This window comes from Spirosoma pollinicola, from assembly GCF_002831565.1.
In the GTDB taxonomy this organism is placed as follows: domain Bacteria; phylum Bacteroidota; class Bacteroidia; order Cytophagales; family Spirosomataceae; genus Spirosoma; species Spirosoma pollinicola.
Genome location: NZ_CP025096.1, coordinates 2,698,129 through 2,710,665, shown reverse-complemented (window position 1 = coordinate 2,710,665; position 12,537 = coordinate 2,698,129). Strand labels below are relative to the sequence as shown.

At 45.6% G+C, this 12,537-nt stretch carries 11 protein-coding genes; 9 read left to right on the top strand and 2 right to left on the bottom strand.

The features are described from left to right. Positions 1 to 41: 41 nt before the first annotated feature. Positions 42 to 647, bottom strand: coding sequence for a DJ-1/PfpI family protein (locus CWM47_RS11470; RefSeq protein ID WP_100988107.1), 606 nt, complete (start codon positions 645 to 647; stop codon positions 42 to 44). After that, positions 647 to 1,042 carry a hypothetical protein gene (locus CWM47_RS11465; RefSeq protein ID WP_100988106.1) on the bottom strand — a complete coding sequence of 132 codons (396 nt, stop codon included), beginning with the start codon at positions 1,040 to 1,042 and terminating at the stop codon, positions 647 to 649. Before CWM47_RS11465 ends, CWM47_RS11470 begins: the two co-directional genes overlap by 1 nt. A 669-nt stretch (positions 1,043 to 1,711) precedes the next feature. On the opposite strand from CWM47_RS11465, the gene CWM47_RS11460 reads away from it, so the two are divergent. The 9 genes from CWM47_RS11460 (at position 1,712) to CWM47_RS11415 (ending at position 12,446) form a co-directional block, all read left to right on the top strand. Then, positions 1,712 to 2,545: a MotA/TolQ/ExbB proton channel family protein gene (locus tag CWM47_RS11460; RefSeq protein ID WP_100988105.1), complete on the top strand. Its 834-nt coding sequence runs from the start codon at positions 1,712 to 1,714 to the stop codon at positions 2,543 to 2,545. Between the two features lie 16 nt (positions 2,546 to 2,561). After that, positions 2,562 to 3,188, top strand: a complete 627-nt coding sequence (locus CWM47_RS11455; protein ID WP_100988104.1) for an ExbD/TolR family protein — start codon at positions 2,562 to 2,564, stop codon at positions 3,186 to 3,188. A gap of 57 nt (positions 3,189 to 3,245) precedes the next feature. After that, positions 3,246 to 3,782 carry an ExbD/TolR family protein gene (locus CWM47_RS11450; protein ID WP_100988103.1) on the top strand — a complete coding sequence of 179 codons (537 nt, stop codon included), beginning with the start codon at positions 3,246 to 3,248 and terminating at the stop codon, positions 3,780 to 3,782. Between the two features lie 4 nt (positions 3,783 to 3,786). Then, on the top strand, positions 3,787 to 4,611 hold the full coding sequence (locus CWM47_RS11445; RefSeq protein ID WP_100988102.1) for an energy transducer TonB: 825 nt from the start codon (positions 3,787 to 3,789) through the stop codon (positions 4,609 to 4,611). Positions 4,612 to 4,830: 219 nt separating this feature from the next. Further along, positions 4,831 to 5,760 carry a PstS family phosphate ABC transporter substrate-binding protein gene (locus CWM47_RS11435; RefSeq protein ID WP_100988100.1) on the top strand — a complete coding sequence of 310 codons (930 nt, stop codon included), beginning with the start codon at positions 4,831 to 4,833 and terminating at the stop codon, positions 5,758 to 5,760. Between the two features lie 89 nt (positions 5,761 to 5,849). Then, positions 5,850 to 7,619, top strand: a complete 1,770-nt coding sequence (locus CWM47_RS11430; protein WP_100988099.1) for a tetratricopeptide repeat protein — start codon at positions 5,850 to 5,852, stop codon at positions 7,617 to 7,619. Positions 7,620 to 7,793: 174 nt separating this feature from the next. Then, complete coding sequence (locus CWM47_RS11425) at positions 7,794 to 8,405, top strand: adenylate kinase (protein WP_100988098.1); 612 nt, start codon at positions 7,794 to 7,796, stop codon at positions 8,403 to 8,405. A 9-nt stretch (positions 8,406 to 8,414) separates the two neighbouring features. After that, positions 8,415 to 9,419, top strand: coding sequence for a GTPase ObgE (gene obgE, locus CWM47_RS11420; protein ID WP_100988097.1), 1,005 nt, complete (start codon positions 8,415 to 8,417; stop codon positions 9,417 to 9,419). Between the two features lie 60 nt (positions 9,420 to 9,479). Next, complete coding sequence (locus tag CWM47_RS11415) at positions 9,480 to 12,446, top strand: T9SS type A sorting domain-containing protein (RefSeq protein ID WP_100993837.1); 2,967 nt, start codon at positions 9,480 to 9,482, stop codon at positions 12,444 to 12,446. Positions 12,447 to 12,537 lie beyond the last annotated feature (91 nt).

Here is a 12,537-nt window from a genome sequence, read left to right as displayed (position 1 = left end):
TACAGATAACATACTGCACTCATTAAAGCATCAGGCTCCTTTCACGTCCAATAGTCATACTGCATATACCGGGCTGTTTCGTCAGCAACGTTTTTACCAAGCAACCGCCCGACAACGTATAACGACATATCAATACCGGCCGAAATGCCAGCCGATGTAATGATTTTGCCATTATCGACGTAACGTTCGGTAAGGCGCAGGTCCGTTTTTGGCGCAGCCTGCTTCATACCCTCAACAGCTAAAAAGTGGGTCGTGGCCGCCAGACCGTCCAATAGACCGGCTTTTCCAAGAATAAACGAGCCGGTGCAAACCGACAGAATCAGTTCAGCAGTTACTCCCGCCCGTCGTACCCAGTTTAGCACCGCAGGATTGTCCATTTCGCGTCTGGAACCATAAGAGGTGCCATCAGCATGATTGCCACCCCCACCCGGAACAATAATGATGTCGGCCTTCGGATGGTCATTAAGCAAATAGGTTGGATTAATGCTTAAGCCATTTCGTGCATATACTGGCCCACGCTCGGCAACGGTAAATACCCGAAATGGCTTGGGATCATCATGGCGCCCAGCTACGCCAAATACTTCGAATGGCCCGGCAAAGTCGAGCACTTCAATTTCATTGAAGAGAAGAATAGCAACGGTGCGCATTAGCTGTTCATGGATAAATCCTCATATATACCATCCAGAGGACCAGTTGCCAGATCAGATTTTTTGAAGGCTCCTGATTCAGTCGTGTACCGGAATGAGGTGGGTTTTTCATCACTGGCTGGCTCATCAATCGATATTAACGTAGAGCCAGCATAGATAGGTAAGGCTGGTTCGGTAGCCGTAGCGGGAATGTAATCTGTTACGGCTACTTTGGGAAGCTTGGTACGACTCGTCACCAATATTTTTCCTTTCACATCCAGCAAATCAAGTCGGACCGTAACATTGCCCAGCTGACGCCGGTTTTTCCACTGAAACCAATACCGATTTATCAAGCCTGAGGGCTCGTTCTGATGACTGGTCTTCAGGTGCTGAATATCTAAACAGGGGATTGCCATAGCGGTAAAGCTAACTAATTATTGCGAGTCGTTAAGAAAAGCCAACCGTCGTTTTGTGGAGTTTATACTGTTAATCCTCACTTCATAGAGTCCCTTTTGATAGGTAATTTTGCCGATTCTTGCCCAATTCTACGTTAGTAATTACCCAGTTTACTGGTTCATTTTCCCTTTGTTTAAACATGTCAGTGCTTCGACCAGCTTCTTTTTTTCATACCCATCACAAACTATTTTCCAAATTCGTTGTGGAATTTAGCCTACTGCTGCATCTATCCTAAAAGAATTTAAAAATTAGTTCTGGAGAACCATTTCAATAATCTTAACAATTATTTTATGTCTTATGCTCCACCCTAGCGCGTTATGAATAAGTACGTCGAACGATAAATAATCGTTGTATGCCGCTTGAGAAACAAGACGTTAGGATAAGCGCGTTAAAGCTAGTCCTAAAATGAAGGAGTGGGTTATGTCCTAGTATTTGTTGCTGGATTGCAATTAAAGAGAAACAATTGACTCATTGAATTGTGTTGTTATTAACGGAAAACACATATTTTTGTGGAGGTTTGAAGGCATTTCCTTTAAAAATTTAGATGCACAAACCGAAAGAGTCTAAATTTTTCACTTTTTTTACCGGGTAAACCAACTTTTAATTTTTAACCCTACAGTCCAGTTCCAATGAAAACACAAACTCCTTCTCCAGCACCCGCCAAAGCAGCGGCACCAAAAAAGAAGTCAGGTGGTCTTAACCCCGCGTTCGTAATTCCGGTATTGTTGCTGATCGGTATCCTGACGTACATGTTCGTCTTCGGTGATGGCAGCCACTTCCAGGAAGGCGACAATACGAAAGAACCACTACCTGGCGACTACTTCGGTACCGTTTACAAAGGTGGATTTATCGTACCAATTCTGTTTACCTGTTTTCTAACGGTACTGGTGTTCTCCATTGAGCGTTTCATCACGATTGGCCGTGCAACGGGTACAGGTTCTATCGACGATTTCGTTCGGAAAGTTAAAAGCCAGCTTGATCGCAATGAAGTGGCTGCTGCCATCCAGGAGTGCGACAAGCAGAAAGGCTCGATTGGCAACGTTGTGAAAACCGCTTTGGTAAAATACCAACAGCTAGCTACCGACACCCAGTTAGACAAAGAGCAGAAATTAGTTGCTCTGCAGAAAGAAGTAGAGGAAGCGACTACGCTTGAGTTGCCAATGCTGGAAAAAAACCTGACCATCATTGCTACGCTAGCTTCGGTTTCGACACTGATCGCCCTGCTTGGAACGGTACTTGGTATGATTCGCGCGTTCGCAGCCATGGGTGCTACGGGCCAACCTGACACAGGTGCTCTTTCGACTGGTATCTCTGAAGCCCTTGTAAACACGGCGCTTGGAATTGGTACAGCTGCTATCGCAACGATCATGTATAGCTACTTTACAAGCCGTATTGACGTGCTGACCTACAACATCGACGAAATCGGCTTGAGCATTCAGCAGAATTTCGCAGCTCATTATTAAACAATAAGAATCACTTATGCCAGCAGTTAAAGTAAAACGCGCCAGTTCCGCAGTGGACATGACCGCGATGTGCGACGTGGCGTTCCTTTTATTGACGTTCTTTATCCTGACGGCTCAGTTTCGGTCGCAGGATGCTGCCGCCATCGAAACGCCTTCGTCCATATCAGGGATCAAAGTTCCAGATAACGATATCATGACCATTGGTCTTGGTAGAGATGGCAAGGTCTATTTCGGCATTGACAACGCACAAAATCGCATTGCCATGCTGGATAACATTGCTGCCGCAAAGGGATTATCCTTCACGAACAACGAGAAAAAGGAATTTTCCCTGATGTCGAACTTTGGTCTGCCTATCAATCAGCTGAAAGCCTACCTCAACCTCCCGAAGGAGCAGCAGGCTAAAGTAAATCAGGCAGGTATTCCAACGGATACGACCGGCGCAGGTCCGACAAATGAGTTAAAAGAATGGGTTTACAATGCCCGGAAGGCTAACAACAATCTTCGAATTGCGTTGAAAGGCGATAACCTCGCTAAATTCCCCGAATTCAAGAATGTGTTGGCTACGCTACAAGCGCAGAACATCAACAAATTCAACCTGATTACGGGGACCGAAGCGCCCCCGGCCGGTTGGAAAGCTGATTAAGCGCGTAGCGAATGCAAACTATAGTTGATTTTCACCACGCGAATCTGTTAAGAAAACATGGCAGAAATTAATACCGGCGGTGGTGGTGGTAAACATGATGGTGGTAAGGTACGGTCAAAGAAAGCGTCAACCCGGGTGGATATGACCCCCATGGTTGATCTGGGATTTCTCCTGATTACCTTCTTCATTCTGGCCACCACATTGAGCAAACCATCTTCGATGACGCTCAACGTGCCGGATAAAACACTAAAAGAAGAAACGGAGCCTATTAAGGCGTCCAACGTAATGACGGTCTTTCTTGGAAAAGACAACAAGGCCTATTACATTTTTGGTAAAGCCGCCAATGAAGATCCGGAGTTGAAAACCGTTGGATACGGCTACGAATTTCGGCAGGCGCTTCAGGAAAATGTAAAGAAGGTAGGTGGCGAAAAGTTTGTTGTCGTTATCAAACCAACGAAGCAATCGACCTATAAAAACATGGTCGACGTACTCGATGAGATGGCAATTACGAAGCTGAAGCGTTATGCTCTGGTGGATGCCTTAACTGCAGACGAGAAGAAACTTCTCAAAGACAAAGCAAAATTAGACGTATAAACCCATGGCAGAAGTAAACCCCCAGGCAACACTCGATGATATCGTGTTTGCTAACCGGAACAAAGCATATGGTGCTTACGATCTACGGAAAACGTATCCCAAAACGATGACGCGTGCCCTGATTATTGGGGGTATCCTGTTTACGCTGGGAGTACTGACGCCGACTATCATCACTGCTTTGACACCGGTAGAGAAAGAAGTATCGATGACGGAGGTGGATTTGATGAAACTTCCACCACCGCCCATTGATCCGAATGAGCCGCCACCGCCACCACCACCACCGGTAGAAGTACCGAAGGTGAACACGGTGAAATTCCTGCCACCGGAAGTAAAACCGGATGAGGAAGTACCTGAAGAAACACCTCCACCAGCTGTTGAGGAACTAAAGGAAGCTGTTGCTGCCGAAAAAACGCAGGAAGGTGACCCTAATGCCGATAACATCATTGCAGCTCCCGAAGCTTCGGCGGCTCCAACGAAGGTGGAAGTTGCTGTAGAAGCTGCTCCTAAAGAAGAAGAAATCTTTACGGTAGTAGAACAACAGCCAGAATTTAGTGGTGGTATGGCTGCTCTTGGCCAGTACCTAAGCAAAAACCTGCGCTACCCGGCGGCTGCTCAACGGGCCAACGTTTCAGGACGTGTGTTTGTAAGCTTTGTCGTTAATACCGATGGTAGTATTCAGGACGTGCAAGTGCTGAAAGGTCTGGGCTTTGGCACAGATGAAGAAGCACAGCGCGTAGTGAAAGGCATGCCGAAATGGCGCCCTGGTAAACAGTCAGGTCGTCCGGTTCGGGTAAAATACAACCTACCGATTAACTTCACGCTGGAATAACATCTATGCGCGGACAAAATCGAGGTCCAGCGCGGCTAACGCTGTATATTTCAGTATTGGCTTCACTGGCATACTTGGGAGGAGGCATCGGACTGATTGCCTCCTCTCAGTCTTTTGGGGTGCTTCCTCCCACAGGTCCCTTCCGATACGGAATGGGGGTGTTATTGATTATTTATGGCGCTTTCCGTGCCTACAGGGCCTACCAACGCTTTCAGGAAAATGATTAAACGATTCTTTGGTATTGCAGGGCTATTGGCGGGCCTTATTGGCTGCAATGGTAAGCCACCTCTGGATAATCCTTCGCGTGGATCTATCGTTATTGCTGCTGACGAATCTTTTCAACCATTGGTCACTCAGTTAACGTCAGCGTATGCCGGTATTTATCCAGACGTGCATTTCGACGTAGTCTTCAGGCCTGAACAGGAAGCTATCAATATGATGCTTCATGATAGTGCCCGGATGGTTTTTACAACTCGACTTCTAAAGCCAAATGAACGTGCAGTCCTCGATAAGCGAAAGATAAAGGGAGCAAACGAAAAAATTGCGACCGATGGCGTGGCACTCATCATAAATAAGGCCAATACAGACAGCCTGATTACGATGACAGAATTGCAAAGCATTTTTAACGGGCAAACAAAACTCTGGGGACAACTTAAAGGTGGTAATCAAAACACACCTATTACATTGGTATTTGACAATAACAATTCCAGCAATTTAGAGTTTGTCTTAAATACCTTTAAGATTAAAGACCTTAAAAACATACGCATTTTCACGACGCACTCTAATCGGGAAGTTATCGACTTTGTGCGTAAAAATCCATCAGCGTTGGGGTTCATCGGCGTTAATTGGATTAGTGATAGTGATGAACCGCTTTCTGTAGAGTTAGCCAAGGATTTGCGGGTTGTGGGCGTTTCAGACAAGCTAAATCCTACGAAACGTGATGATTATTTTCAACCGTTTCAGGAAGATTTAGGTATGTTGCGTTATCCATTACGGCGACCAGTATATATATTGAGCCGCGAAACGCACCCGGGCCTAGGCGGAGGATTAATTAACTATGTCGTTAGAGATGCTGGCTCGTTAATCATTCGTAAATTGGGCCTTTGGCCTCGAATACCATATGATCGAATCATCAATCTGACCAAGTAAGTAAGTTTTTAGATTTACTTACAAATTTTTAGATTTGTTAATTCGTTTAATAGATACTAACCAATTCCTTAATTTCCAACTTGAATTACATGATGAACAACCAGAAGCAATCGCTGATGACGATCCTGTTCTTTGGAGCTACAATGACGGCCCCTATAGTAGCACAGGACGTCCAGACGGCCTTGAAGGATGTAGAGGCAGAGCGATATACTAAGGCGGGGCAAACGCTAACACAGTTGGCCACCAGCTCGCCGACGGCTGATAATCAATTTTATCTGGGCTACTATTATCTAAAAAGCGGCCAGCTAGACAAAGCAAAAGCAACGTTTGAAAAAGGAGCTGCAGCCGATGCAAAAAACCAATTGAATAATATTGGTCTGGCTGGTGTAGCCCTGGCAAAAAACGATGGAGCTACTGCTAAGTCACTTATTGACAATGCCGTTGCGCAAACAAAAAGTAAGAATCAGGATGTCTTGATCCGTGGTGCTGAAATGTACACATTGTCTGAACAACCGAAACAAAACGATCCGGCAGCTGCCCTCAGCCTTTTAACAGTTGCTGACGAGAAAGACAAGAAGAACGAAAACGCCGAAATTGAGATGTTAATGGGCGATGCGTACTTCCTGAAAAATGACGGCGGTAACGCTATCACCAAGTACGAGAACGCGCTGGCTATTAATCCTGCCCTTGCTGAAGCCAATTATAAGATTGGCCGTTTATATCTGCGTGGTAAAAACTATCAGAAAGCACAGGATTTCTTTAAACTGGCTATCCAGAATGATCCTGAATTTGCCCCTACTTATCGCACGTATGCCGATGCGTTGGCTAATTCACGGGCTTACAAAGCAGCAGCTCAAAACTATGAACTGTATGTTCAGAAAAGCGGAACGACAGATCCTGAGCAGCTACTTGACGTAGCTCGTTATAAATTCCTGGCACAGGACTATCAGGGTGCCATTGCCTATCTTGATCAGTTGAAAGGGAAGATCAATAACCCAATCATTGATCGTATGTATGGTTGGGCCTATTCTGCTTTAGGTAAAAACGCCGAATCTGTTGAGTCGTTGAATCGTTTTATCTCAACAGCTCCTCAGAAAGTAATGTCTGACGATTATAAGTATCTAGGTCGTGCTCAGGCTCAATTAGGAACGCCCGAAGGTGACTCTTTAAGCATTGTTAACCTGGAGAAAGCAGCGCCTATGGATACAACAGAAAATCTATATCGTGAGATTGCCAAAAAGTACTACGACACGAAGCAGTATGATAAGGCTTCCAACTATTATGTTAAGACAATTAGCAACGATAAGAAGCCCCAAAATAATGACTACCTGTGGTTAGGTCTTGCCAACTATCAGTACGCTCCACGAGTGGGTCGGGATAGCTCTGCTGCCCCGATGGATACCGCACAGATTCGGCAGGTAAAGCAACAGTATTACTTACGTGCTGATTCTGCATTTTCGGTGATGGCACAGAAGATAGAAGCAGATGGTAAAAAGTATCCATTGGCTTACTATTATCGGGCAGGCGCTAATTATTATGCTTATCCAAAAGAACAGGATAAAGCGGCTAGCTTGGCAGGTCCACTTTATGAAAAATTCATTGAACAGGCAATGGCTCCCGATTCTTCAGATAAGACGGACTATAAACGATACTTAATAACATCGTATAAGGCTTTAGCTGGCTTCGCAATTCTGAAAAAAGACGAGAATAAAGCAAAAGAGTATTTAGAGAAAGTACTAACGCTGGACCCGAATGATGAAAGTGCCAAAAAGGCATTGGAAGGACCTAAAGCAGCTCCTGCACCAGCCGCGAAACCTGGAACAAAGGCTCCTGTTAAAAAGAAAGTAGCTAGTAAATAATAGAATTTTTTAGCCAAGAGTCACAAAAGCGTAGGTATCAAACCTACGCTTTTATTGTTTGTATATAATAAAGCGCGTGACTGTCAGTGATTACAGTTAATATTCTCAATGGGTATCGTAACTTTGCGAGTATATCTTTTGACAGACCCAAACTGACACTACCTTTTGAACCGTATGCTTAACCTTGTACTGTTTGGCCCACCGGGTGCCGGAAAAGGCACCCAAAGTGAATATTTAATTAAAAAATATAATCTGGTTCACCTATCAACAGGTGATTTATTGCGATCACAAATTGCGGCAGGAACGGAGCTTGGTCTGCGGGCGAAACAGCTCATGGATCAGGGATTGCTGGTTCCTGATGAAGTCGTAATTGGTATGATTGAGGCAAAATTGCGAGAGAATCAATCAATAAATGCAACATCCGTTGGGGCAACATCCGTTGGGGGATTTATTTTCGATGGTTTTCCAAGAACTGTACCGCAAGCTGTGGCTTTAGATGAACTTCTGAGTCAACATAATACGAAAATAACTAGCATGATTGCCCTCGCTGTAGACAGTGAAGAACTGACACGACGTTTATTACAACGAGGACAAACCTCCGGTCGGCCGGATGATCAGAACGAAGATCTGATTAGACGCCGGGTTCAGGAGTATAATGACAAAACTGCCCCAGTAGCCGACTATTACAGTCAGCAGGGGAAATTTGCAGCAATCGATGGTATCGGTGAGATTGACAGTATTTTCAAAGAAATATGTCAACACATTGATGAGTCAATTGCGCAGTAACTATAGTGTATGGCTTCATCGAATTTTATTGATTACGTAAAAATAAATTGCCGCTCGGGAGCGGGCGGAGCAGGATCCGTCCATTTTCGTCGGGAAAAACACACCCCCAAAGGTGGGCCGGATGGTGGTGATGGTGGTCGGGGAGGACACATTATTCTACGTGGCAATTCTCAGCTCTGGACACTGCTGCACTTAAAATACCGTAAGCACATTAAAGCAGGCAATGGTGTTGCCGGTGAGGGTGGCCGACGCAGTGGCGCTCAGGGCGAAGACATCATTCTGGATGTACCGCTGGGCACAATTGCCCGCAACCCCGAAACGAGCGAAAAAATAGTCGAAATTACAGAAGAGGGTCAGGAGATTATTCTTTTCCCCGGCGGTCGGGGCGGAATGGGTAATGACCATTTCAAAACGCCTACCCAACAGGCTCCTGATTATGCGCAGCCCGGCGAACCTGGCCAGGAAGAATGGGTTGTACTGGAGTTGAAACTATTGGCTGATGTTGGGCTGGTTGGCTTCCCTAATGCCGGAAAATCAACCTTGCTCTCTGTCTTGTCGGCTGCCCGTCCAGAAATTGCCGACTATCCGTTTACAACCCTTGTTCCCAATTTAGGGGTCGTAGCTTATAGAGATTACAAATCGTTCGTAATGGCCGATATTCCGGGTATTATCGAAGGTGCTTCTCAAGGGAAGGGTTTGGGATTACGCTTCCTGCGGCACATTGAACGGAATTCGATTTTACTTTTCCTTATTCCAGCTACGAGTGAGAATATCCGGCAGGAATATAATACACTATTGAACGAGCTACGCGAATTTAATCCTGAGTTGATGGATAAAACTCGTATGCTGGCCATTACAAAAATTGATCTCGTTGACGAAGAAACCAGGGTAAAGCTGGAAAGTGATTTACCTAAAAAATTACCTGTTGTTTATATCTCGGCAGTTAGCCAACGCGGTTTAGACGAATTAAAAGATGTTATCTGGCATAATCTGACAAGTATTGAGCCGGTATGATAAGACGCCTGTCTGTTTATCAACAATTGGCCTCCCTGGCTGGTCTCGCCATTAATGACTATGAAACACATTTCCGTAACCCTGGGTACGGCCATTCTTTTTTTGCTTCCAATACTGGCAATAGCTCAGATTCAGGTTTCGTTCCCAACAAGTCGGGCGGTTCTACAACGAAATAGTGCTAACCAGACTACCCTTCGTATTACGGGTTTTTACACGGCTTCTGTTACACGAGTCGAAGCACATTTAGTAGCGCGTGATGGTCAGGGAACAACCACCGACTGGAAAACTATTCAGGATAATCCAACCGGTGGTGCATTTGCTGGTGACGTAACCGGGTCGGGCGGCTGGTACAATCTCGAAGTACGTGGTATGAATGGCGATCAGCAGGTGGGCAATACAACTACCGTTGAACGCGTGGGTATTGGCGAGGTCTTCATTATTGCGGGTCAGTCAAACGCACAGGGTATACACCAATCGGCACCTAACCCGCTCAACGACCGGGTCAATTGTGTGAACTATCGGTATCCGGATAATGGATTTCCGAATGACCCGCCCACACCTGCTTTTTCACTGCTAGACAATTCGTCTGGATTTACGATTGCTCCCAGAGGTGTTGGCAGCTGGTGTTGGGGGCAGTTAGGTGACCTGTTGGTAAAACGGCTGAATGTACCCGTCATGTTTTTCAATGCTGCCTTTACCGGTACATCATCGCAGAACTGGAGCGATACTACTCCTGATGGTGGCATTGCTTATGGGCCAGGGGGGACTTATGAAGCCCGTCAGCCTTATATAAATTTAAAAATTGCGCTCCAGTTTTATGCCAATACCCTTGGAGTTCGGGCCATACTCTGGCAACAGGGCGAAACAGACAACCTGCTCAATGTACCAACCAGCCAATATGTAGCTCAACTCCAGACAGTGATTGCCCAGAGTCGAAGAGATTATGGCAGAGCTGTTTCCTGGGTTGTGGCCAGATCAAGTTATGGTGATAATGTTGGTGCTGACGCCAATATCATTGATGGCCAGAATCAGGTTATTTCCTCAACAGCCAACGTTTTTGCAGGACCCAATACAGATAATATTCAGGTCCCTCGCAGACGTCCACCGCTAAATGATGCGGAAGGTTTCCATTTCGACTTCGACGGCCTTGTTGAAGTTGCCGGTGCCTGGAATAATAGCCTGAATGACTCGTTTTTCCAAAGCTCAACCCCGGCAAGCCCTTCACTTCCACCTACCATTTTGGTCGCTTGTGCAAGTAATAATAGCCTTACGTTCAATGTAAACGGCACTTATTCATCTGTGCAATGGGAATCGGGAGAATCGGGTAATAGTATAACTAAAGGAGCAGGCGTTTACCGGGCCAAAGTTAAAGATGCCTTAGGTAATACATTATTTACAGGACAGGTTCGGGTATCCGATGCCCCCGTGGCTGCAGTTGTTAATAATGGGCCTCCTTCGGTTTGTATCGGAAGTAGTTTAGGACTGACAACCAATTATGATAACATCACCTGGTTCGATCAGAAAACAAATACAACGGTAGCAACATCCCGAACCTTCTCTACAGTTTCGGCGGGGGCTTATTACGTACGATACCGGGATATAAGCGGGTGCGATTTTACTTCAAATGTGCTTAACGTTTCGGTGAACCCTTTACCTCCTACCCCTACAATTGCCAATGACAAGCCAACGACCTTTTGCCAGGGGGATAACACAACGTTACGAGCCAGCGCTGATAATATTCAGTATAACTGGAGCGATGGGCAAGCGAATAAAGTGATTAGTGTAGGTAATTCAGGAGCCTATTTTCTGACGGTAACCGACCAGAATGGGTGTACGTCTGCTCAGTCGAATACCATTGCTGTTACAGCAAATCCGGTACCTGCTAAGCCCGTCATTGCTACAAATGGCCCGACGACGTTCTGTGCAGATAGAACGATTACATTAACTGCTCCGCAGGATGTAGCCTATCAGTGGACTAGCGGACAAACCAGTCAAAGTATTACAGTTGGCCAATCAGGTGATTTTGCAGTGCGTACCACCAATCAGTTTGGCTGTTCGTCTGTACAATCGGACGTTCTAACGCTTAAGGTAAATCCGCTGCCGCAAACTCCTACAGTTACCGCTGGTGGAGCAACCACCTTTTGTGATGGTAACACTGTCATGTTAAGTGCCACCAGTCCAATTGGTATTATTTGGTCGAGCGGGCAAACTGATAAAATCATTACCGTTGGTTCATCTGGCAATTATGCGGTACAGGCTCTTGATCAGAATGGTTGTCTATCACCCTTCTCAAGCATTGTAGCGGTAAAAGTTAATTCCCTGCCTGCTACTCCTGTTATACTTGCCAACCCATCTCCAATTATTTGTGAAGGTGATAGGGCCACCTTACGTGTTGATGGAGCTTACACCGTTTTTTGGAGTACCGGCGATTCAACACAACGAATTACAACAGGCACTGCAGGTACTTACTCGGCCACGGTACGGGACGCTAATGGATGCATGTCATTACAGGCAGGATCAGTTACCGTTGCGTTAAGGCCACTGCCACCCCCGCCAACGATTAATATTATAGGTACATACACCCTGGAAGCTGTAAGTTCTACTAACGGCACTCAATTCCGCTGGCGGGTAGGCAGCGATTCACTAGCGGCTCAAACAGCTATTATTAAAGCTAGCCAATCGGGTATTTACACAGCCCGTTCATCAATTATCTATGACCAAACGTTAACCTGTTTTTCAGTACCATCGGCACCAATTACGTTTACACTCGATATGAGTATGAACGGGTTAAGTATATATCCGAACCCAAATCCAGACAAAATTATAACGCTTGAAACACAGTTTAATTTAACCAATGCTGTTATTACAATTTATACATTGAGCGGCCAGGCAGCGTTTACAACGGCGGTCCCTTCGTTCGATGAACGGAAACAACTTGTTCTTACGGGTTTACCCTCGGGCTATTATATTCTGCGCGTTCAGTCTGCCGATTTCGACGTTTCTAAACGAATTATAATGGGATTGTAATATTAATTTCACTATGGCCGTTTAGTCATAGAAATAAGCCTTAATTTTGCACTTTATCGGGAAAGCGTTCAAACTTTTTCGGGCAGTTCAA